24 protein-coding genes and 2 tRNA genes are annotated in these 22,349 nt (G+C 45.7%); 8 read left to right on the top strand and 18 right to left on the bottom strand.

The features are described from left to right. Positions 1-10: 10 nt before the first annotated feature. Positions 11-1,030: a LysR family transcriptional regulator gene (locus tag Q7C_RS01155; protein ID WP_238532330.1), complete on the bottom strand. Its 1,020-nt coding sequence runs from the start codon at positions 1,028-1,030 to the stop codon at positions 11-13. On the opposite strand from Q7C_RS01155, the gene Q7C_RS01150 reads away from it, so the two are divergent. Further along, on the top strand, positions 1,022-1,597 hold the full coding sequence (locus Q7C_RS01150) for an FMN-dependent NADH-azoreductase (RefSeq protein WP_014702869.1): 576 nt from the start codon (positions 1,022-1,024) through the stop codon (positions 1,595-1,597). The two genes, Q7C_RS01155 and Q7C_RS01150, sit on opposite strands and share 9 nt — an antisense overlap. A 297-nt stretch (positions 1,598-1,894) precedes the next feature. Here Q7C_RS01150 and Q7C_RS01145 read toward each other — a convergent pair whose 3' ends face one another. After that, positions 1,895-2,746: a pirin family protein gene (locus Q7C_RS01145; RefSeq protein WP_014702868.1), complete on the bottom strand. Its 852-nt coding sequence runs from the start codon at positions 2,744-2,746 to the stop codon at positions 1,895-1,897. A 605-nt stretch (positions 2,747-3,351) separates the two neighbouring features. After that, positions 3,352-3,765 (bottom strand): hypothetical protein, encoded by a 414-nt coding sequence (locus Q7C_RS01140; protein WP_014702867.1) that lies wholly within the window; start codon positions 3,763-3,765, stop codon positions 3,352-3,354. Positions 3,766-3,881: 116 nt separating this feature from the next. Here Q7C_RS01140 and Q7C_RS01135 point away from each other — a divergent pair, with 116 nt between their 5' ends. Together Q7C_RS01135 and alkB are read left to right on the top strand one after the other, a co-directional pair. Next, complete coding sequence (locus Q7C_RS01135) at positions 3,882-4,394, top strand: methylated-DNA--[protein]-cysteine S-methyltransferase (RefSeq protein WP_014702866.1); 513 nt, start codon at positions 3,882-3,884, stop codon at positions 4,392-4,394. 4 nt (positions 4,395-4,398) lie between these two features. Next, positions 4,399-5,043, top strand: coding sequence for a DNA oxidative demethylase AlkB (alkB, locus tag Q7C_RS01130; protein ID WP_041366342.1), 645 nt, complete (start codon positions 4,399-4,401; stop codon positions 5,041-5,043). An 11-nt stretch (positions 5,044-5,054) separates the two neighbouring features. Here alkB and Q7C_RS01125 read toward each other — a convergent pair whose 3' ends face one another. Then, entirely contained in the window at positions 5,055-5,279 is a 225-nt protein-coding gene (locus tag Q7C_RS01125; RefSeq protein WP_014702864.1) for an RNA-binding S4 domain-containing protein, read from the bottom strand. Between the two features lie 88 nt (positions 5,280-5,367). On the opposite strand from Q7C_RS01125, the gene Q7C_RS01120 reads away from it, so the two are divergent. After that, the gene (locus tag Q7C_RS01120) at positions 5,368-5,676 is read left to right on the top strand and encodes a hypothetical protein (protein ID WP_014702863.1); all 309 of its coding nucleotides are present in this window, start codon (positions 5,368-5,370) and stop codon (positions 5,674-5,676) included. 6 nt (positions 5,677-5,682) lie between these two features. Here Q7C_RS01120 and Q7C_RS01115 read toward each other — a convergent pair whose 3' ends face one another. Genes Q7C_RS01115 through Q7C_RS01105 form a run of 3 tightly spaced genes read right to left on the bottom strand, consistent with a single transcriptional unit; the run spans position 5,683 to position 8,928 of the window. Next, positions 5,683-6,819 (bottom strand): sodium ion-translocating decarboxylase subunit beta, encoded by a 1,137-nt coding sequence (locus tag Q7C_RS01115; protein ID WP_014702862.1) that lies wholly within the window; start codon positions 6,817-6,819, stop codon positions 5,683-5,685. 9 nt (positions 6,820-6,828) lie between these two features. Beyond that, complete coding sequence (gene oadA, locus Q7C_RS01110; protein ID WP_014702861.1) at positions 6,829-8,610, bottom strand: sodium-extruding oxaloacetate decarboxylase subunit alpha; 1,782 nt, start codon at positions 8,608-8,610, stop codon at positions 6,829-6,831. A gap of 36 nt (positions 8,611-8,646) precedes the next feature. Further along, positions 8,647-8,928 carry an OadG family protein gene (locus tag Q7C_RS01105; protein ID WP_014702860.1) on the bottom strand — a complete coding sequence of 94 codons (282 nt, stop codon included), beginning with the start codon at positions 8,926-8,928 and terminating at the stop codon, positions 8,647-8,649. Between the two features lie 281 nt (positions 8,929-9,209). On the opposite strand from Q7C_RS01105, the gene Q7C_RS01100 reads away from it, so the two are divergent. After that, positions 9,210-10,520 (top strand): ribonuclease J, encoded by a 1,311-nt coding sequence (locus tag Q7C_RS01100; RefSeq protein ID WP_014702859.1) that lies wholly within the window; start codon positions 9,210-9,212, stop codon positions 10,518-10,520. Here Q7C_RS01100 and Q7C_RS01095 read toward each other — a convergent pair. Then, positions 10,517-10,729, bottom strand: a complete 213-nt coding sequence (locus tag Q7C_RS01095) for a hypothetical protein (protein WP_014702858.1) — start codon at positions 10,727-10,729, stop codon at positions 10,517-10,519. The two genes, Q7C_RS01100 and Q7C_RS01095, sit on opposite strands and share 4 nt — an antisense overlap. Before the next feature lie 238 nt (positions 10,730-10,967). On the opposite strand from Q7C_RS01095, the gene Q7C_RS01090 reads away from it, so the two are divergent. Next, positions 10,968-11,510: a glutathione peroxidase gene (locus Q7C_RS01090; protein ID WP_014702857.1), complete on the top strand. Its 543-nt coding sequence runs from the start codon at positions 10,968-10,970 to the stop codon at positions 11,508-11,510. A gap of 256 nt (positions 11,511-11,766) precedes the next feature. Next, complete coding sequence (gene lexA, locus Q7C_RS01085) at positions 11,767-12,366, top strand: transcriptional repressor LexA (protein ID WP_014702856.1); 600 nt, start codon at positions 11,767-11,769, stop codon at positions 12,364-12,366. A 101-nt stretch (positions 12,367-12,467) separates the two neighbouring features. Here lexA and Q7C_RS01080 read toward each other — a convergent pair. The 8 genes from Q7C_RS01080 to Q7C_RS01045 form a co-directional block, all read right to left on the bottom strand. Further along, positions 12,468-12,544: transfer RNA gene (locus Q7C_RS01080), tRNA-Arg, on the bottom strand. Between the two features lie 59 nt (positions 12,545-12,603). After that, positions 12,604-12,694, bottom strand: a tRNA-Ser gene (locus Q7C_RS01075). 55 nt (positions 12,695-12,749) lie between these two features. Next, positions 12,750-12,935 (bottom strand): carbon storage regulator CsrA, encoded by a 186-nt coding sequence (gene csrA, locus Q7C_RS01070; RefSeq protein ID WP_014702855.1) that lies wholly within the window; start codon positions 12,933-12,935, stop codon positions 12,750-12,752. Positions 12,936-13,137: 202 nt separating this feature from the next. Beyond that, positions 13,138-14,358 (bottom strand): aspartate kinase, encoded by a 1,221-nt coding sequence (locus Q7C_RS01065; protein WP_014702854.1) that lies wholly within the window; start codon positions 14,356-14,358, stop codon positions 13,138-13,140. Positions 14,359-14,360: 2 nt separating this feature from the next. After that, on the bottom strand, positions 14,361-16,964 hold the full coding sequence (gene alaS, locus Q7C_RS01060) for an alanine--tRNA ligase (RefSeq protein ID WP_014702853.1): 2,604 nt from the start codon (positions 16,962-16,964) through the stop codon (positions 14,361-14,363). After that, entirely contained in the window at positions 16,961-17,401 is a 441-nt protein-coding gene (gene recX, locus Q7C_RS01055) for a recombination regulator RecX (protein ID WP_041366337.1), read from the bottom strand. The genes alaS and recX overlap by 4 nt, the downstream gene beginning before the upstream one ends. Further along, positions 17,398-18,441, bottom strand: coding sequence for a recombinase RecA (gene recA / locus Q7C_RS01050; RefSeq protein ID WP_014702851.1), 1,044 nt, complete (start codon positions 18,439-18,441; stop codon positions 17,398-17,400). The genes recX and recA overlap by 4 nt, the downstream gene beginning before the upstream one ends. A 58-nt stretch (positions 18,442-18,499) precedes the next feature. Continuing rightward, on the bottom strand, positions 18,500-18,994 hold the full coding sequence (locus tag Q7C_RS01045) for a CinA family protein (protein WP_014702850.1): 495 nt from the start codon (positions 18,992-18,994) through the stop codon (positions 18,500-18,502). A gap of 17 nt (positions 18,995-19,011) precedes the next feature. Between Q7C_RS01045 and mutS the strand changes: the two genes are divergently transcribed. Beyond that, positions 19,012-21,549, top strand: a complete 2,538-nt coding sequence (gene mutS, locus Q7C_RS01040; protein ID WP_014702849.1) for a DNA mismatch repair protein MutS — start codon at positions 19,012-19,014, stop codon at positions 21,547-21,549. On the opposite strand, the gene Q7C_RS01035 is transcribed toward mutS, so the two are convergent. Then, complete coding sequence (locus Q7C_RS01035; RefSeq protein WP_041366335.1) at positions 21,544-21,825, bottom strand: YcgL domain-containing protein; 282 nt, start codon at positions 21,823-21,825, stop codon at positions 21,544-21,546. The genes mutS and Q7C_RS01035 overlap by 6 nt on opposite strands. Before the next feature lie 11 nt (positions 21,826-21,836). Continuing rightward, a complete protein-coding gene (locus Q7C_RS01030; RefSeq protein WP_014702847.1) occupies positions 21,837-22,256 on the bottom strand; it encodes an OsmC family protein in 420 nt (139 codons plus the stop codon). Positions 22,257-22,349 lie beyond the last annotated feature (93 nt).

Here is a 22,349-nt window from a genome sequence, read left to right as displayed (position 1 = left end):
TTGTCAAACCTCAGCATTCTAACCAAGGGGTCTTCTGGCGAAATGCTGACTGAATATAATCAATCAGCATTTCGCAACGTTTGGGCAGGTAATGATGCCCTGGTGTGACAGCGTAAATGCCTATGTGATTCTCTATATAGTAGTCAGAAAGTATTTTAATGAGTTCACCCGAACTTATCGCTTTATGACAAATAAAGTCTGGGGCACGAATCAGTCCGAGATGAGATTTGGCTGCGTGACAGAGAAACTGGCCATTATTTGCCTGCATGATGCTATCAACCACCACGTCAACACGTTTGCCCGAGTCGATAAATGGCCAATTTTCATGGCGTTGATAATAATGTAAAGCGACGTGGTTTTTGCGTAAATCTTCAGGCGTTTTTGGCATGCCTTTAGCCTCCAAGTAAGTGGGGCTAGCACAAATTAATAAACGCGTATAAGACAACCGGCGCGCACGAAGTGAAGAATCCGGCAACTGGCCAATTCGAATAGCAAGATCAAAGCCGCCTGCCACTAAGTCGACATGTTGATCACTAAAATCAATATCCAAAGAGACATTGGGGAAATCTGCCTGATAGCTTAATAGAACTGGGCTTAAGTAGTCCAAACCAAACGATAATGGGACGGCAATCCGTAATCTGCCATTAATTTCAGAACGACCGCCAGAAACTTGGGATTCTACTTCAGCAATATCATCAAGCAGCCGTATACAATTTCGATAATAATGTTCTCCTGCCTCTGTCAATATTTGGCGACGCGTTGTGCGTTGCAGCAAATTGACAGATAGACGTGCTTCTAGCATTTTTAAACGTCTGCTTACGGCAGATTTTGCCATATCAAGTTGTTCAGCGGCTTTACTGAGACTTCCCGCCTCAACGATACGCTTAAATATCAGCATTTCTTCTATTGTGGCACGCATTATTATTGTTCCAATTTTGTGAACATTAATTTCTTTATTTGCCTGTTTATGGTTTATTTTAAAACGATAAAATAAATTAAAACTAGTTATAGGAGTAAATAGATGCCACAAAATCAATTGTTAAGAGTTAATTCCAGTAGTCGTTATCAAGATTCTTTGACACGTGCTGTGACTGCAGAAGTGACCGACCTGTTGCAGAAACAACTAAACATTGTCGTTAATGATCGAGATGTGGCTGCGGGTTTACCCTTTGTAAACGAAGCATGGGTGAATGCCAATTTTACCGATCCTGATGAGCGAAATTCTTCGCAAATAGCGGCTTTGCAAGAGTCAGATACGTTGGTTAATGAACTGAAAGAAGCCGATTATCTGATTATTGGCGCGCCTATTTATAACTTCAATATTCCAGCAAGTCTCAAGGCGTGGATAGACCTTGTTGCCCGGGCAAGAGAAACTTTTCGTTACACCGAGAATGGACCAGAGGGCTTAGTCACGGTTAAAAAAGCTTGGTTGGTAGTTGCTTCTGGCGGTGTGCCAATTGGAAGCGAGATGGATTTTGCGACGGGCTATTTACGCCATGTTTTAGCTTTTCTCGGTATCGACGAGGTCAGTGTTATTGACGCAAATACTTGGATAAAAGAGCCAACAAATCACGCTCATTTTCTTAATATTAATTGAGTCAAGGAGTGAGTTATGACGCTACAAAAGAGAAATCTAAATAGTTTTATAATGGTCAACAAACTTCATAGAGGTGCAGTTGTACGTGCGTCCTCGCCAGTTGTTAGATGCTATTAAATATGTCTATTTCATGGCAGATGTCTTCCACCACGCACCGGCTTCGTTTCATTTGATAGCCCGACTAATTTGTCTTCGTTGTAGCGTTTTTTCATTTTGAGATCTCCGACTCTCCCAGTTCATTGGAAATCTCAACAATGTCATGGTCTTAAATTTGGGGGCTGGTTAATATTCGGCTTGTCAAAACCGATTATTTTTAAAATCATCTAACGCTTGTTTAATCTCATCCTTTTGATTCATGACAAAGGGGCCGGAGCCGACGACCGGCTCATCAATGGGCTCGCCAGCGAGTATCAAGAAGTGGGCCCCATTTATTGATGAAACACGAAGTGTCTGTCCTTTCCTCTCAAAAACGATGGTTTGCGTAGAAGCAGCAGTCTTATCCTCATTAATGTTTACATCACCATCTACAACAACTAATCCGGTTGACCAATTATTGGGCAACTCGAGGTTGATTTCACTATGAGCCGCTAAATAGACATCCCATAGATTGATAGGGGTAAATGTTTGAGCCGGGCCTTTCACACCATGATAATCACCAGCTATGACACGTAAATGGCCTTGTTTCTTTGGAAATTGAACAACAGGAATTTGATCACGTTTGATTGGCTGATAGGACGGACGTGTCATTTTATACTGTGCAGGCAGGTTGACCCATAGTTGTGCTACTTGAATAATTCCTCCAGATTTTGTGAAGGATTCTGAGTGAAACTCTTCGTGCAAGATGCCTTTACCAGCTGTCATCCATTGAACATCTCCTGGACCGATAGTCCCGCCTTCACCAGTAGAGTCTGCATGTGAAACTTCTCCCTCAAACACAATAGTTACGGTCTGAAAACCACGGTGAGGGTGCTTGCCTACGCCCCGTGGCTCAGCAGCTGATGAAAATTGATGAGGACCCGCTAAGTCCATCAAGAGAAACGGGCTGAGATCTGCACCATGGTTGTTATATGTAAAAAGTGTTTTGACTGGGAAGCCATTTCCAACCCAGTGCACATCAGAGCCACTATAAATTCCAGAGATCTTTTTCATTTATCTTTCTTTTTTTAGATTTATCAAATACATAACAGAAATTACCTATCATGGCTGGCTATTCCTCCAGCTGTGTCCACGAAGACAGCCAGTAATCCCCATCAATACCATCATAAGCATAAGCAAAACTGAGTAAAAGCTGTACTGATTTGAGCACTGTTTTAACTGTCGCGCGCTTATCCTTGATCGACCTAGCCAGCTTGCCTTCCTTTACATGGGCAACGGATGATGACGAAGAGCACGACGAACGAAGTCCACATCTATATTAGACCAACCGAAGTCGGCTCATCGGTACGTCTCGTACACACAATTGAGGAGTAGTGGAAGGGTTTTGCGGACAGAATCCATCAAGCTTGGTTATCTATGTTTAAGGAAATGGATACGATTGTTACAAGCTGAATGTGCCACCAACATGGAGTTTGAAAAATCAGTGCCTAACAAATGGATCAAAATCGTTACGACCACGTGTGGCCTTCATTGAGACGTGCTTTTAGCGCACCATTTAGCCAAACTTTATGTTGAGGGATAGGTCACTTTTGATGACTATTGGCGCGGACATTTGTTCGTGTTTCACGATCAGCCGCTAACTTCAAAATGCATTAATTCTATTCGTTTGCGTGTTCCGCTTCTTCTTGTTCTAAAATAGCATTTTTAATCATTTCAAGGTTTTCTGGAACGGGATCACAGTTTGAGACCGGCTTCATACAGCTTGCACATGCATAGGCATGCCAACTGGCGTCAATGACTTTGTCACGGAGAAGCGGTTCCTTAATTTGGCCTGCCGTCCCAATCATTGAACGTGCTCGAGTAAGAATAAAATCATATTGCCCCTTACATTGCATCATCTGGATGGGATCATTTTGATTCGTATACTTTTGGTTTATTTCTAAACCAGCACGATATAAATACTGCATTTCTACGTACACTAATTTTAGTGGATCACCTTCGCCAAGTTGTGAAACTGCACCCGCGTAAAGTAATGATGGCCAACTTAATAAACCGATAATGAGGTAACGCATTTTCTTTTCCAAAATAAGTCTCTTTTCAGCTTAATAGTAATGATATGAAATTTTTGTGCAGATCATCGCATAAAAGTACTTAACCACAGCTGAATGCCAGCGTAAACTTTCCAGGTATGAAGGACAAAAAAACAATTCGTTACAGCACGGGACTAAGCTCTTTAGGCCCCGTATTGGTTGCTGTCAGCGACAAAGGGGTGTGCGCTCTTTTTTTCAGTGCCTCCGTAAAAAAATTGGTCGCGGATCTGCATTGCCGTTTTCCATCGGTGGATCTGTGCCTCGATAATACGCCACCAATGACACACATTTTGCAACAAGCAATTGCCCATATTGAAAGCCCAGCTATGCCGCTCAATCTGCAATTGGATATGCAGGGGACGGCATTTCAAAGACAAGTATGGCAAGTGTTACTGACGATTCCAGCAGGAATACTGACCAGTTATAGCGACATTGCGAGCCAAATTGGTCAGCCAATGGCGTTTCGCGCCGTTGCCAATGCGTGTGCAAAAAATCCAATTGCAGTGCTAGTTCCTTGTCACCGAGTACGCCATAAATCAGGAAAAAATACGGGTTATCACTGGGGTGCTGACAACAAAAAAATATTACAAAAACGCGAAGCCTTAAATTGAGCCAGTGAAAGATTTATTTGATCAGACTTGCCAACAAATTACATTAGAAGAGGGGCTCATGATGTTGAAGGCATACGCATTAATTGAGGCTCAGGATCATAAGCTGGTGTCGACATTGCAAAACATCATGAATCAATCGCCACCAAGGCGCATGCAAACCCCCGGTGGACGTTGGATGTCAGCACAAATGACAAATTGTGGTGATCTTGGCTGGATAACAGATAAATCGGGATACCGCTATACCAGAGAAGATCCGCTAACCGGTAAACTCTGGCCAAGTCTGCCAGCGTCGTTCAAGTTGTTGGCGAAATCAGCCGCTGCGCTGGCAGGATATCGTCAATTTATCCCAGATGTGTGTTTAATCAATGTTTATCAGCCGGGGGATAAAATGGGGCTGCATCAAGATCGAGATGAGCAGGATTTTACGCAACCGATTGTCTCGGTTTCCCTTGGCTTGCCGGCCAAATTTCAATTTGGCGGTACGGCACGTAATGATGCAAAACAGCAAATTCTGTTATCACATGGGGATGTGCTGGTTTGGGGGGGAGCGAAAAGGTTGAATTTTCATGGGGTATTGCCCCTGAAAGACGGCCATCATCCATTATTGGGCAGAAAACGAATCAATCTGACGTTTCGCCAGGCTGGTTAAGCGGTACGAGATTAATCCATTATCAGAGTGAGTAGATATTCGGCAAACTGAATTTGATCCCCCGCAACCAATTTGCGACGTTTTCGGGTTTCGGTCGTACCATTAACGGTCACTTGGCCATCACTGATGACTAATTTGGCTTCTGCACCACTGCTGACGAGCCCCTCAAATTTTAAGACTTTGTAGAGTTCGACCGGGCTACTGTGGATATGAACCGTTATTTTTTCTAATGCCATTTTTCGTACTCAGTCAGTCAAGATAGGGATTGAATTTGTAAATAAATTTAATCAGCGCATAATCCCCTTTTATTTTCGGAAAACGCACATGAAATTGATTGTAAATGTCATGCAGTTGCTGATTATTAGCGCTTTACTTTATCCGGTAGCGTACTGGTGGGAGACCGATCAGATAACACAGCGTTGTGAGGCATTGACAACCGGCATGACGCAAGATGAAGTCTCAGTCTTAACGGATTCCTTTTTATACAATCGTCAGATAATCCCTCAGGAAGACAACCATCACTGGCATTGGCAGCTTGTGTCAAGAACCTCTTTTTCAGGCTTCCATTGTGCGCTTCATGGCCGGGGTAACCGACTCGCTGAAGCGCACATTGAAGAGAATGCTACTCACTAAAACGGATTAGAAACCTGAAGCAAAGTTAATCAGGATACCCGCTGCCACGGCAGAACCAATTACCCCGGCGACATTTGGTCCCATTGCATGCATCAGCAGGAAGTTATGTTTATCGGATTCCAGCCCCAATTTATTGGAGACACGGGCAGCCATTGGCACCGCTGATACACCGGCCGAGCCAATAAGTGGATTGATTGGCTCTTTGGTCACTTTGTTAAGCAGTTTCGCCATAATGACGCCGGAAGCGGTACCAATTGAAAATGCCGCCATACCCAGAATCAAAATACCCAATGTTGTTGGGTTCAAGAAAGACTCTGCGCTGAGCTTAGAGCCTACAGCAAGTCCCAAGAAAATGGTTACCGTGTTGATCAAAGAGTTTTGTGTGGTGTTACTTAAACGATCGACCACGGCACATTCTTTCATCAAATTACCGAAGCAGAACATACCCAGCAGCGGTGCAGCATCAGGTAACAAGAAGGCGACCAGAATCAGTAATACTAGCGGGAAGACGATTTTTTCACGTTGAGAGACTTCACGCTGCTGATGCATACGGATTTTTCGCTCATTTTCTGTCGTCAATGCACGCATGATTGGCGGCTGAATCAGTGGCACGAGTGCCATGTAAGAATAGGAAGCAACAGCAATCGCACCCAATAATTCAGGTGCCAGTTTACTGGCAACATAAATTGAGGTTGGCCCATCGGCACCACCAATAATGCCGATAGCAGCAGCATCCGCAAGGCTAAAGTCGAAAACCCCCATCGCAGAAAGCAAGACAGCGCCCATTAAGGTAGCAAAAATACCAAACTGGGCTGCCGCGCCTAAAAACAAGGTTTTCGGATTGGCAAGTAACGGACCGAAGTCGGTCATGGCGCCAACACCCATAAAAATGATTAAGGGAAAGGCACCGCTTTCAATACCAACAGTATAAAAAATATGCAAAATACCGCCGGCTTCCGCCAGGCCGGCACCCGGAATGTTTGCCAATACGCCACCAAAACCAATCGGAACCAACAACAAGGGTTCAAAGTTTTTCTTGATAGCGAGATAAAGCAACAGCATGCCGATTAAAATCATAACGGCTTGACCAGCTTCTAGCTGATGGATGCCGGTTGCGTTCCAAAGTGTGACTAGTTTTTCCATGCTGCGCCTTTATCCAATCGTTACTAATACATCGCCGACTTTTGCCGTATCGCCCGGTTTAACATAGACACCGGTAACCGAACCTGCTTTTTCTGCGACAATCTGGGTTTCCATTTTCATGGCTTCAAGGATTAACAGAACATCACCTTCATTGACTTCTTGACCTTGATTGACAAGGACTTTCCAGATATTTCCCGATAAGGGCGCCTTGACAGGCTGGTCATTCCCAGAAGTCGCCGCAGGCGTTGCAGCAGCGGGTTGACTGGCTACCTGACCAATATCACCACCTTCGTTGACTTCAACAACATACTGTTGACCATTCACGTTAATGGTGTAAGTTTCAGGGCTATTTGCTGATTTTTGTGCCGTTGCCGCCGCAGCCGAGGCCAATGTCGGTACCGGCTCAAACGCATCTGGGTTGTGACGATTTCTCAAGAACTTCAAAGCCGTTTGGTGGAACAGGGCATAGGTTAATACGTCATCAATCTTCTGATCACCTTCAGCCAACTCGAAACCTTCTTCTGCAGCAAGGCTATCAAGCTCGCTGGTTAAGGTATCAAGCTCTGGATCTAAATTATCTGCAGGGCGGCAGGTAACAGGCTGATTGCCTTCCAATACCCGTTGTTGCAATTCCTGATTAAATGCCGCTGGCGCTGCACCGTACTCACCACGAAGTAAAGCCTGGGTTTCTTCGGTGATGGTTTTATAGCGTTCACCGGTCAGCACATTGATGACCGATTGTGTGCCAACGATCTGGGAGGTTGGCGTGACCAACGGGATAAACCCCAGGTCTTCACGGACACGTGGGATTTCTTTCAGAACTTCGTCCATTCGATCCAAGGCATTTTGTTCGCGAAGCTGGTTTTCCATGTTGGTTAACATACCGCCCGGAACCTGCGCGACCAGAATACGAGAGTCGACGCCACGCAAAGACCCTTCAAATTGCGCGTATTTTTTGCGAACTTCACGGAAGTAGGTAGCGACTTCTTCAAGCAGCTCAATATTTAGACCTGTATCTCGCTCAGTCTCTTCAAAAATAGCGACAACCGACTCAGTTGCTGAGTGGCCATAGGTCATCGACATTGATGAAATGGCACTATCAACATTATCAATGCCTGCTTCGACGCATTTCATAATCGTTGCGGTTGATAAGCCTGTGGTTGCATGAGACTGCATATGGATTGGAATAGTGACGGTTTGCTTAAGGCTTTTAACCAGTTCATAAGCTTTATAAGGCTTAAGCAAACCAGCCATATCTTTGATGCAGAGCGAATCAGCGCCCATTTCTTCAATACGCTTGGCCATGTCCAGCCACATTTGCAAGTCATGAACCGGGCTGATGGTGTAAGCCATAGTGCCTTGGGCATGTTTGCCGGTTTCTTTGACGGCTTTCAGGGCGACTTCCAAGTTGCGCGGATCATTCATCGCGTCAAACACACGAAATACGTCAACGCCATTGATAGCGGCGCGTTCTACGAATTTGCGAACCACATCATCAGCGTAGTGCCGATAACCTAATAGGTTCTGTCCGCGAAGCAACATTTGTTGTTGGGTTTTAGGCATCGCTGCTTTCAAGCTGCGGATACGATGCCACGGGTCTTCGCCTAAATAACGAATGCAGGCATCAAACGTGGCACCACCCCAGCTTTCTACTGACCAGAAGCCAATATTGTCGAGTTTGTCAGCAATAGGCAGCATGTCGTCGAGCCGAAGTCGCGTGGCAAAGAGAGATTGATGCGCATCACGCAGGACGACATCAGTAATGCCGAGTGAATTTTTGGTATCGCTCATAATAGGGCCTTAAGCAATTCGAAGGAACAAGAGGAATTATTTGTTTTTTTGCCGAAAACGATGAACGGCAGCAGATAAAACGCTGATAAGATTGGCATCTTTATCTTTCGTCGTGGTGTTATTAACCGGGTTGCCTAATACTGCCGTGGGCGCCGGAATGCCTTCTTCGGGCAATAAACCAACCCGTTTTTCATAAAAAGTAATGACGCGAGACATCAGTGCTGTTGCCACAACCAAAAGGGTGAGAAAGACAAAGACAAAACCCATTCCCAGCAACATCAAGTTAAGTCCTTCCGAAATCAGATCATTTTCTGTCATTTTGTTCTCCAGAGTGAACTGGCCATTAGCGTATGAATCTGTGAATTCAGGCAGTCCGGTTAAAACAGCCGGGCATTATAACATTCTTGACCGGTGTCACCTATTGTCACTTATTAATAACCTTTTACTGGGGATAACCAAGCGCTTGCTGCAATTTAATGCAAGCACGTTTGGCAGGGTATACTGCGAGGCTGAAAATATCATTTTAAGGAGTATTTGCGATGAATCCCGGGCGGACAGATTTTTGGTTTTTACCGCTGGGAGGGTGTGGCGAGATCGGCATGAACCTGAATCTTTATGGCCACAATGGACGTTGGTTGATGGTGGATTGCGGGGTCACTTTCGAAAACCCGGAAAATGACGCTCACGTGGCGAGCCATGCAGAAATTCAAATGGCCGACCCCCAATTTATTGCAGATCGTTATCAACAGTTGGATGGGTTGGTTATTACTCATGCCCATGAAGATCATATTGGCGCAGTAGCGTATTTGTGGCCAAGATTAAAGTGTCCTGTCTACACCACGGCATTTACGGCAGAAATACTTCGTCGCAAACTAAGCGAGGCAGGGTTAGCAGAGGTGGTTCCAGTCATCGTTGTTGACCCATCAGAAAGTCAACAAATCGGGGTATTTAATGTCAGCTGGCTGCGATTGACACATTCGATCCCAGAGCCATTTGCACTGCTGATTTCAACGTCTGTGGGTAAGGTTTTTCACACTGCTGACTGGAAACTGGATAAGTCACCGGTTGTTGGCGCAGCGTTTGATGCGGCGGACTTTAAAGCTTTGGCTGCAGCGCAAATCAATGCCATGGTGTGCGATTCTACCAATGCCAATATGCCGGGCTGGTCAATCAGCGAGTCAGCGTTGTATGAAGGCCTATTAAAACATGTCCAACATGCCACCGGCCGCGTCATTGTCACTTGTTTTGGCAGCAATATTGCGAGACTCAAGACCCTAGCGAGGATAGCTGATGAAACCGGGCGGCATTTGGGGTTAATGGGGAGGTCGCTTCGTAATAATTACAGTGCGGCCAAGGTGAGTGGATTTTGGGAGAATGCTGGTTCATTGGTTGATTCTTCACATTTGGGTTTTTTACCACGACAAACGGTGATGTTAATCGCAACGGGTAGCCAAGGCGAACCGCGAACCGCATTAAACAGATTGAGTCACCACAGTTTTCGAGATATGCAGCTTGAGGCTGGGGATACTGTTATTTTTAGTTCAAAGGTCATACCCGGAAATGAGCAGGCAATTGCTGAACTCATTGAACGACTAAAGGCAATGCAAGTTGATGTGATTGATGAGCATAATAGTGCATTACCTATTCATGCTTCTGGGCATCCAGCAACAGAAGAATTAAAAATGATGTATCAGTGGGTGCAACCGGATTGTGCGATTCCGGTTCATGGCGAAATGCATCATCTGCGTGCCAATGCCGGTATTGCTAAATCGGTTGGCATTCGTCAGCAGTTGGTTGGTCAGAATGGGGATATTTTTTATATTTCACCCGCGATCGGTATTCGGCGACATGCGGTGCCTGTTGGCCGACTTGGTATGCAAAGAAATGGAAAATTAAAAAAGCTCTACTAAGCTTCTGCATCAAATAACGGGCCACGTCTATCCGCTGAGACCCGCCGCTCAATAACGGGTTTTTTTGCTTGTCGCCGCCGCTCTTGATTTCGTCGCTCATGCATGATCATATTGGGTGCTTGAGAGACAATTGCATGCACCGGAGGTACCGATGTGTTGGGTGCTTGATAAGTAAATGTCTGCTGATAAAAACGTGGAATCTCAATCATGTCTGCACGATTATGTTGTTAACTACTAATTTTATCGGATTGATTTTTAATAACTTTAAAAATCAAGTTTGATACAAGACCGCCAACGTTTTTTGAAATGCGAGCCTAGTCAGCGAAGCCTGAAGAGCCTAATTCAGAAATTAAAGCTGTGAGACAGCCCAACTTTTTGTCAAAATCTAGGTCACAAATTTAATAACAACCGTTTGGTTGTGTTTCACACGGTGGAGTAGAGAGAGCAATGCAATATATTTTAGCGTTAGTAATGAGTTTGATGAGCCTGTCTGTTTCAGCTGAATCAGACAAAGTGTGTCCTGAGTTTCTGGATTACGAATTACCAAGATTACATTCGAATGAAACGGTTAATTTGTGCGATATCGCGGCTGGAAAACCGCTGATGATTGTCAATACGGCGAGCCATTGCGGATTTACTCGGCAATTTGAAGGCTTGGAAGCCGTCCATCAAAAGTATCAGGACAAAGGGTTGGTTGTTGTCGGTTTTGCCAGCAATGATTTCAATCAAGAAGCGAAAAGCGAAGCAGAGGCCGAGCGGATTTGCCGCGAAAACTTTGGTGTAACATTTACGATGATTGCACCGAGTTACGTAACAGGCGATCGTGCAAACCCCATTTTTCAGGAAATTAACAAACAGACGCGTGAGCCTGGCTGGAATTTCAATAAGTACCTGATTACACCGCAAGGTCGTGTCAGCGCTGCATTTCCCAGCAAAATTGAACCGGATAGCGAAACTGTGAGTGATGCGATTGCCTCACTTCTGCGATAAACTCACATTACGGTAGCTGAAATTAAGTGATTTCCCCTCAAGTAGGGGAAGTCACTTATTGGTTTTATATCGGTGTATTAATCATCTCAATAAACAGCATTACTTTTCTACGCGCTTCCTATCTCATTTTCCCAAGCAAATTCCATTTCATCTGCGCTATCGCTGGTTCAATTATGCTCAATCTATTTTTACTTGAATGTGGGTGAGGTTTTCTATAAATTTTCTATTTAGAATAAATTTTGTGGAAAATATAAAAATGCTGACTAAACGAGCCAAAGATACTCTCGTTTTTATTGAAAATTACATCCGCGAGCATCATGAAGCGCCAACCATTGAAGAAATTGCTTCTGGAATCGGGATTTCCTCTCTAGGCAGTACTTATACCTATATCAGTCAACTAGTTGAGGCTGGAAAATTAAAGCGGTTTAACAATAAGAGCAGAGGCCTTGAATTGATGTCTTTCACTACAGAGCAAGACTTTGCGCTTCCGATGATGGGTAAAATCGCCGCGGGTCGCCTGATAGAGGCGGTGCCAGATGAAACAGAAATTAATGTTGGGCAAATGTTTGCTGGGAAAGGGCGCTACGTATTAAAAATATCTGGCATGTCGATGATGAATGAAGGTATTCGATCTGGTGATTATGTCGTGATAGATAGCACACGCGCCGCCAAGCATAAAGATATTGTGGTGGCGCTTGTCGATAATACGGATGCAACGTTGAAAACGTTATTGATCAATGATGATGATACTGTGACATTAATGCCAGCAAACCCCGATTTTGAGGCGATCACACTGGGTGCCAGACGAGTTCGTATTCAAGGTGTGGTGGTAGGGCAAATGCGAACCTACCCATAATGCAAATCTATCTATGGGCCAGTTTGTGTTTGTGTAAGCATTCAGGGCGTTAGAAATAAACAAAAAAGGCCTAGCAATATTAGCTAAGCCTTTTATGATTATGGCGCGCATGGAAGGATTCGAACCTCCGACCGCCTGGTTCGTAGCCAGGTACTCTATCCAGCTGAGCTACATGCGCTAAAGCGGTAAATTATACTTTTTTTCTACATTGGTTAGCAATGATAAAAACAAGTAATTTGGCGGAGAGCGAGGGATTCGAACCCTCGATAGGGTATAAGCCTATACGCCCTTAGCAGGGGCGCGCCTTCAGCCACTCGGCCAGCTCTCCATCAAAGCCGGCTATTATACCAGCTATGATAGATTTGGCTAGTTAAAACCGAAGATTATCCAACATTAGATTGATCTTTTTCTGCCTGAATTCGATCATAAATTTCTTCACGGTGAACAGTAACGTCTTTTGGTGCATCCACACCAATACGAACTTGGTTACCTTTGACTCCCAAAACGTTGACTACAACATCATCACCGATGATCAGTGATTCTCCAACGCGTCGTGTAAGTATTAACATGGTATTCCCCTTACTCTGTTATTGACCGGACTGTACTTTATTTTAACCGGACACTTTTATCCTGTTTAACTTTTAAGCGGAGCTCTTTGTCTCCTGCACAATATCTGACAACGGAATTAAGTAATCTATCCGAAAACAGTTGTGCACTATTATATCAGGCTTTAACTGATATAATCAGGAATAAGTTCCTGATATCAATGGTTTAGTAACCCTGTTCAAGGTTGAAGGCTTTGTGTAAGGCGCGTACGCCAAGTTCAAGATATTTCTCGTCAACCACGACGGAAATTTTGATTTCTGACGTGGAAATCATACTGATATTGATATTCTCTCTGGCAAGTGCTTCAAACATATTGCTAGCGATACCAGCGTGTGAACGCATGCCAACACCCACTACGGATATTTTTGCAATATGGTCATCACCGGTGACTTTTCGTGCGTTGAGTTCAGTGGCGATGTTCTGCAGGATTTTCTGTGCGGCGAGATAGTCATTTCGGTGCACCGTGAAAGTAAAGTCCGTCGTGGCATCATGCCCCGTATTTTGAATAATCATATCCACTTCAATATGCTGAGCGGCAATCGGTCCCAGAATTTTGTGAGCAACGCCAGGTTGATCCGGGACCCCATCAATCGTCAACTTAGCCTCATCGCGATTAAAAGCGATACCAGAGATTAAAGCTTGTTCCATATTTGTTTCCTCAGATGTAATCAGTGTACCGCCACCTTCAGTGAAGGAGGAGAGTACCCGTAACGGAACATTGTATTTACTTGCAAATTCAACAGACCTTATTTGTAATACTTTGGCGCCCAAACTTGCCATTTCCAGCATTTCTTCAAAGGTAATTCGATCCAGTCGCCGTGCTTCAGGCACAACTCTAGGATCGGTTGTATAAACCCCGTCAACATCGGTGTAAATCTGACATTCGTCGGCCTTCAAAGCCGCAGCCAAGGCGACGGCAGTTGTGTCGCTTCCACCACGGCCAAGCGTCGTGATATTGCCTTGTTCATCGCAGCCTTGAAAACCAGCGACGACCACTACTTTGCCTGCCTCTATATCCGAACGAATTTTGGTTTCATCAATTTTGATAATGCGTGCTTTGTTGAAGGCATCATCAGTGAGAATTTTGATTTGAGGGCCCGTGTAAGATTGTGCCGTCATACCCGCTTGCATAAGTGCCATACTGAGCAGGGCAATAGTGACTTGTTCACCGGTTGACAGCAAAACATCCAACTCGCGACCACGAGGATCTTGGTTAATATCTTTGGCTAAGTTGAGCAAGCGATTTGTTTCGCCACTCATCGCGGAAACAACCACGACAATGTCGTGACCTTGTTGCCGGTATTGAATAACTTTTTTTGCGACTTCCTGAATACGTTCGACAGTGCCGACAGAGGTTCCGCCATATTTTTGTACAATAAGCGCCATAATTATGCTTCCAGCTTGTCAGTTACCCATTGGGCTACTGAATCAAGGGCTTGAGAGAGATTTTCGGGTTGATTACCACCGCCTTGTGCCATGTCTGGGCGACCGCCACCTTTACCGCCTACTTGTTTGGCAACATGCGCGACTAAATCGCCGGCTCGTACTTTTTCTGTTTGCGCCTTGGTGACACCGGCTATCAGGGTGATTTTGTCATCGCTAACGTTGGCGAGAACGATAACGGCATCTCCTAACTTATTTTTCAATTGGTCCATAGCATCACGAAGCGCTTTGACATCGACGCCATCTAATTTTGCGGCCAAAACTTTGACACCATGAATATCAATAGCCTCGTTCGCCATATCTTGTCCGGCGCTACTCGCCAATTTTGCTTTTAGTGATTCTAATTCTTTTTCCAGCTGCCGGTTTTTTTGAACCAATTGCAATGTCTTCTCTTCGACATTATCCGCTTTGGCTTTCACCAGATCAGAAATTTTGCTTAATCGATTTTCGGCATCTTCTACGATATCCAGGGCAATATCACCCGTAACGGCTTCTATTCTGCGAACACCTGAGGCAATGCCAGCCTCATTGATGATTTTGAACAGGCCAATATCACCAGTGCGTCCAACATGCGTGCCGCCGCAAAGCTCGATAGAAAATTCCCCCATGCTTAAGACACGCACCTCATCATCATACTTCTCGCCAAATAAGGCCATTGCGCCACAATCCCGGGCTTTTTCGAGCGGCATGAGTCGGGTTTCAACAGTATGATTGATACGAATTTGCTGGTTTACCAGACGTTCTATTTCTCGCACTTGTTCGGCTGATACCGCTTCGTAATGCGAAAAGTCAAAGCGTAAACGCTGCGCGTTAACAAGAGATCCTTTCTGATTGACATGATCGCCCAAAACTTGCCTCAGAGCGGCATGCAATAAATGCGTTGCAGAGTGATTCAGCGCGGTGGCCTGTCGGTTTGACTCATCAACATGGGCAATGATTTGTTGGCCAATTTCAAATTGACCATGTTTGCATTCCCCCATATGGGCAAAGGCTTTGCCCTGTTTGCGCGTATCCATGACAGAAAAGTGCGCACCGGCAGAATTGATTTCACCTTTATCGCCAACCTGACCACCAGATTCAGCATAAAACGGCGTATGGTCTAGCACGATAATACCGGTTTGACCGGCCTCGAGCGTATTGACGTTTTCGCCATCCACCAGTAATGCCATGATCGTGGCTTCTTGCCGGGTGTGATCGTAACCACAAAAAACGGTTTCACCATCAATAATCAAATTTTCTGACAGTCCACCAGCAAACTGACTGGCGTTACGAGCTCGATTTCTCTGAGCTTCCATATGCCGTTCAAAGCCAGCGATATCGATGGTAAGATTTCGTTCTCTTGCGATATCAGCAGTCAAATCAATAGGGAAACCATAGGTATCGTACAATAGGAAAACGGTCTCGCCCGGAATCTCTTTATCAGCCATCGCATCGATAGCTTGATCAAGGATTTTGAGGCCATTGTCGAGTGTATCCGCAAAGCGTTCTTCTTCCAGTGCCAAGGCACGTTCGACCAGGGGTTGTGCCTTGACCAGCTCAGGAAAGGCGTCTCCCATCTCGTTAACAAGCGGGGCGACCAGTTTATGAAAAAAAGCCTGTTTTAAACCCAGTTTGTGACCATGACGGATCGCGCGTCGGATAATGCGCCGTAGCACATAGCCACGACCTTCATTCGATGGCTGCACTCCGTCAGTAATCATAAAAGCACAAGAACGAATGTGATCAGCAATAACGCGAGCGGAGGTATGTGTCGTATCGTCAATACCCGCAAGTTGGACGATGGCTGTAATCAGATTCTGAAACAGATCAATGTCGTAGTTGTTGTGTTTACCCTGCAGAACGGCGGCTAATCGCTCCAGACCCATACCGGTATCAACCGACGGTTTCGGTAAGGGTGTTAACGTGCCATCAGCCGAACGATCAAATTGCATGAAGACCAGATTCCAGATTTCAATATAGCGATCGCCATCTTCCTCTGGACTACCTGGTGGTCCACCTGCAACTTCTTCACCATGATCATAGAAAATTTCTGAGCAAGGACCACAAGGGCCCGTGTCACCCATTGACCAGAAATTATCTTTGGCGCCAATACGCGAAAAACGGTCGGCGCTGATACCTACTTCGTTTAGCCAAATATCAGCCGCTTCTTCATCTTCTTCAAATACAGTGACCCATAATTTTTCTGGCGGCAGGGCCAATGAAACGGTCAAAAATTCCCAAGCATATTGAATTGCTTCACGCTTGAAGTAATCACCAAAACTGAAATTGCCGAGCATTTCAAAAAAGGTATGGTGCCTTGCGGTATAGCCAACATTTTCCAAATCGTTGTGCTTACCACCCGCACGAACGCAGCGTTGTGTACTGGTGGCACGGGGGATTTTTCGCGACTCATTCCCTAAAAAGACATCTTTAAATTGCACCATTCCTGCATTCGTAAATAGCAGGGTAGGGTCATTCGCAGGCACCAATGGGCTACTCTCGACCACCTCATGGCCTTTACCGGCGAAGTAGTCCAGAAATAACTGGCGTATATCAGCACTAGTTTTCATGGGTTGTTATTAAAACTTTCTTTAATCTCATCAAAAGTAAATCCCCGGTACTGCAAAAAACGTTGCTGTTTAGCTCGTTCTTTCAAGTCGCTGGGCGCTTTATTACCAAAACGTTTGCATCGTACGTTGACCGCTAATACAAACCAATCAATTTCTACTTCCATCATCGCCTGTTGAATGTGCTCATTCGTCAAGCCACGTTGTTGCAACTCCTGCTTTATCCGCAGGGCGCCATAGCCTTTATTAGCGCGATAACGCCAATATTGCGAGGCAAATCGCGCATCATCCTGCAAACCTTGTTCTTGTAACAACTGCAAAACGTGTTCAATTTCATTGTCCGAATACGCGTGTTGTGACAACTTTTGCCTTAATTCAAATGCACTGTGTTCGCGTCTTGCAAGCAACGAGATCGCATGCTCTTGGCAAGAGCGGCTCACGCCTCTGATTCAGTCTCAGATAAATCACTTTCCGGTTTTGCTTTGCTGTTTTTAGGCAGCATCACCGCGCGAATTTTGCTTTCGATATCCGCTGCGATGGCGTCATTATCTTTCAAATACTGACGGACATTATCTTTGCCCTGACCGATTCGGTTGCCGTCATAGCTATACCAAGCCCCCGATTTTTCAACAATATTCGCCGCCACGCCTAAATCAATGAGCTCGCCTTCGCGTGAAATGCCTTCACCGTAAAGAATATCAAACTCAACTTGCTTAAATGGAGGCGCGACTTTATTTTTCACCACCTTGACGCGCGTTTCATTACCTAAAATTTCATCGCCTTTTTTGATGGCGCCAATGCGTCGAATGTCCAAACGGACAGAGGCGTAAAATTTTAGGGCATTACCTCCCGTTGTTGTTTCAGGGTTCCCAAACATGACGCCAATTTTCATCCGAATCTGATTGATAAAGATAACGAGGGTGTTAGAGCGTTTAATATTGGCTGTTAACTTTCTCAATGCCTGTGACATCAATCGGGCTTGCAAGCCCATATGACTGTCGCCCATATCACCTTCGATTTCTGCTTTTGGTGTCAGGGCGGCGACAGAGTCAACAACAACAATATCGACTGCACCACTTCGGACCAGCATATCGGCGATTTCCAAGGCTTGTTCGCCGGTGTCGGGTTGTGAAACCAGTAAATCATCAATATTGACGCCCAGTTTTTCTGCGTACAATGGATCGAGTGCATGTTCTGCGTCGACAAAAGCCGCTGTGCCACCCATTTTTTGCATTTCGGCAATGGCATGCAGCGTTAAGGTGGTTTTGCCCGAAGATTCCGGACCATAAATTTCAATCACCCGTCCGCGCGGTAGGCCACCAATACCTAGCGCCACATCAAGACCAATTGAGCCGGTTGAAACAGCTTCGATATCACGGGCGGCGCTTCCATCGCCTAAACGCATCACGGCGCCTTTGCCAAATTGTTTCTCAATTTGACCTAAGGCAACGCCAAGCGCTTTTTTTCTGTTTTCATCCATTTGGAATACCCCTGATCTGGTTCATTTAAAACATGTGATTATCACATACTCGCGTTTGTCACTCTAGCATTTTGATGAGTTCAGTTAAGGCAAAGGCAACGGCTTGTTGCCTGACTGCGCTACGATCGCCAGTAAAGCGTTTTTGTGTGCAAAAAATGTTTTCAGAATTGGCAAAACCAAACCAAACCAGGCCAATCGGTTTTGCCTTGGTGCCACCACTTGGCCCTGCAATACCGCTGATGGCAACGCTGACATCGCCACCAAGTTGTTGCAAAGCGCCCATTGCCATGGCACGAACAACCGGCTCGCTAACGGCACCATGTTGCATGAGCGTCGCTTCGGAGACCTGAAGTAGCTGGCGTTTTAACGCATTGCTATAACTGACGATGCCGCCTTGAAACCAGACGGAACTGCCTGCCAAATCGGTGCAACACTTCGCCAGCCAGCCGCCGGTACAGGATTCCGCTGTAACCAACTGTTTTTGTTGTGCGAGCAGGAGTGATGCAAGTTTTTCAGTGTATTGATAAAGAGATTCATCGGAAACAAGTGGCATACGGTAGACTATTACTTATGAAAGACCTTTCTCATCATACCCCTATGATGCAGCAATATCTGCGGATTAAAGCTGCGCATCCCGATACTTTATTGTTTTATCGCATGGGCGACTTTTATGAGCTGTTTTATGATGATGCGCATAAAGCCGCTCAGCTGCTGGATATCACGTTGACAGCCCGTGGCAACAGCAATGGTGCCCCCATCCCGATGGCGGGCGTGCCGTATCATGCGGCGGAAAGTTATCTGGCAAGATTATTAAAGCAGGGCGAGTCCGTCGTGATTTGTGAGCAAGTAGGGGATCCGGCAACCAGTAAGGGGCCAGTTGAACGAAAAGTAGTCCGGACTTTAACGCCGGGTACGCTCACCGATGATGCGCTGTTAGACCAAGGTCGCGAGCATTATCTGGTAGCGATAGCGGGGAATGCCAAAGGGTATGGCCTAGCGGCAGCGGACCTGAGCAGCGGCCGGTTTTGGATAACAGAATTAAACGATAGTGCTGCGTTACAAGCCGAACTGGCCAGATTAAAACCAGCCGAAATTCTGGCTGATGACAGCCAAACATCACAATTGAGACATTATCAATCGCAATGGCGTGTTGTACCGGAATGGCATTTTGAAGAATCTGCAGCGCGCCAGCGTCTCTGTGCCCACTTTGAAACCAGCGATTTACATGGCTTTGGATGCGAATCAGCAACCTTAGCTATTCGAGCTGCTGGTTGTTTATTGAATTATGCTCAACAAACCCAACAAACCGCGTTACCCCAGATACGTTCGATCAGTTATGAATCCCTTGCCGACTTTATTCTGATCGACCCGCAGTCGCGGAGAAATCTCGAATTAGAAGTGAACTTGAGTGGGGGGAAGGCGCATACCTTAATTTCTGTTATTGATCGAACATTGACGCCAATGGGCGGACGCTTGCTTCGTCGTTGGCTGCTTCAACCAGATCGCCGTTCCAGTGTGATTAAAGAGCGTCACCAGGCTATTGAACAGATATCAGAACAAGACTTAGTGGCCGATCTGCAAGCCTGTCTGAAGTCGGTGTCGGATATTGAACGCATTATTACCCGGATTGAAATACGCTCAGCCCGGCCGCGGGACTTTACCCAATTACGACAGACATTGGCACAGCTGCCAACGCTGCATCATGCTTTGCGTGACGTAAATGGTCCTTTGAAGCAGGTGGATAGAAAGCTAGGCGAGTTTCGCGAAGTTAAACTGTTGTTGGAGCAGGCCATTATTGCTGAGCCACCGCTGTTAATTCGGGATGGCGGTGTGATAGCGGCAGGCTACGACGCAGAACTGGATCATTTACGCCAGATGCAGCACAACGCTAATGATTATTTGCAAGCCATAGAGAGTCGTGAGCGCCAACGAACGGGCGTCAATACGCTTAAAGTGGGCTATAACAAGGTACACGGCTATTTTATCGAATTAGGCAAAGCACATCAGCTTGATTTACCAGACGATTATCAACGTCGGCAGACGCTTAAAAATGCGGAACGCTATATCACCCCAGAGCTAAAAGAGTACGAAGATCAAGCGCTTCGTGCTAAAGATAAAGCGCTGGCACTGGAAAAATCGCTTTACGACGCTTTGTTTGACAAATTAGCACCGGATTTACCCGCCTTGGCAGAATCGGCACGAGCATTGGCATGTTTAGATGTGTTTTGTAATCTGGCTGAGCGTGCAAAGACATTACATTACAGCCAGCCAGTCTTGACAGAGAGATCCGAAATATCAATCACAGCCGGCCGACATCCCGTTGTTGAAGCGGTGCAAACTGCGCCGTTTTGCGCCAACGATCTGCGGTTTGACGCAACCCGCATGCACATTGTGACCGGGCCAAATATGGGTGGCAAATCCACCTATATGCGGCAAACAGCGCTGATTATCATCATGGCCGCGATGGGCAGTTATGTGCCAGCGGACAAGGCTTTTATTGGACCTGTCGATCAGATCTTTACTCGAATTGGTGCCACGGATGATCTGGCTGGTGGTCGTTCCACATTTATGGTGGAGATGAATGAAGCGGCAAATATTTTGAATAATGCAACAGCCAACAGTTTAGTACTGATGGACGAAGTCGGCCGTGGTACCAGTACCTTTGATGGGTTGGCATTAGCCTGGAGTTGTGCGGAAAAATTAGTCCGTGATATTGGCGCGTATTGTCTGTTTGCCACGCATTATTTTGAAATGACACGGTTACCAGAGCTTTATGAAGCCGCTGGTAATGTGCATCTGGATGCGGTTGAACATGGTGATGACATTGTTTTTTTACATCAATTAAAACCCGGTGCGGCGAGCCAGAGTTACGGTCTACAAGTCGCCAAGCTGGCTGGCGTTCCAAATGACGTTATCCATGCTGCTCGTCAGCAACTTACGCAATTGGAGCAGCAAACACGGCAACTGACGTCGTCTGAAAAGCCAGCTGATAGTGCAATTAAGCCGGATACGACCGCATTACTCGCTGCGATGCAGCAACTTGACCCAGATGAGTTAACGCCTAAACAGGCGCTTGAGACGTTATACCAGCTGAAAAAATTATTATGATGCGGCGGCGTTAGTCGCGCGTTCTTTTTCCAGCAGACTCATTGCTGATGGTGGCATTTGCAGGTAGAAACCTTGCTCTTGTAATTGTTGCATGACTTGATCAACATCTTCTCTTGCTAATGGCCGGTCAGAAGACAGACGCAATGTCATGACTTTTTCGGGAGCGGGCTCAAAAGCGTTTAGAAGCGTTTCTGGCACTACCGAAAAGTCATCTTCGACGAGCAAATACAAGTACATTTCTGCTTTGCGTTTGGATTTATAGATGTGGGTTTCCATAATGTAATCGTTTAATTAATTTCTTCAATATCAAAAGCATGACTGATTTCAGCTGTTTTACCGAGCATAATCGAGGCAGAACAGTATTTCTCGGTCGATTGTTTGATTGCCCGTTCGACAAAATTCGGTTTTACCTGCCGCCCTCGGATTTTGTAATGCACATGAATCTTGGTAAACACTTTCGGCATGTCATCAGCACGTTCTGCTGTGACACTGACATCACAATCACTGATTTCCTGTTTAGAGTTTTTCAGGATACCCACGACGTCATAGGCGGTGCAGCCAGCCATGCCCAGCAGTAATAACTCCATTGGCCGCATGCCCGTGCCTTGTCCACCGGCTTCAGCCGGGCCTTCCATCACTACGGTATGGCCAGTGCCACTTTGGCCCAGAAAAAGAACATCCTCAACCCATTTCACACGTGCTTTCATTAGATTCGATTACCTTATCGCTACATTGCTAAAACGTGACAATTTTGCCATATTCATCTGCATCGGGCAGTAACTGTTGTTTGGCATATGCCC

This window comes from Methylophaga frappieri, assembly GCF_000260965.1.
GTDB classification, from domain to species: Bacteria; Pseudomonadota; Gammaproteobacteria; order Nitrosococcales; family Methylophagaceae; genus Methylophaga; species Methylophaga frappieri.
The sequence above is the reverse complement of the archived record's forward strand: the minus strand, read 5'-3'. Positions and strand labels throughout refer to the sequence as shown.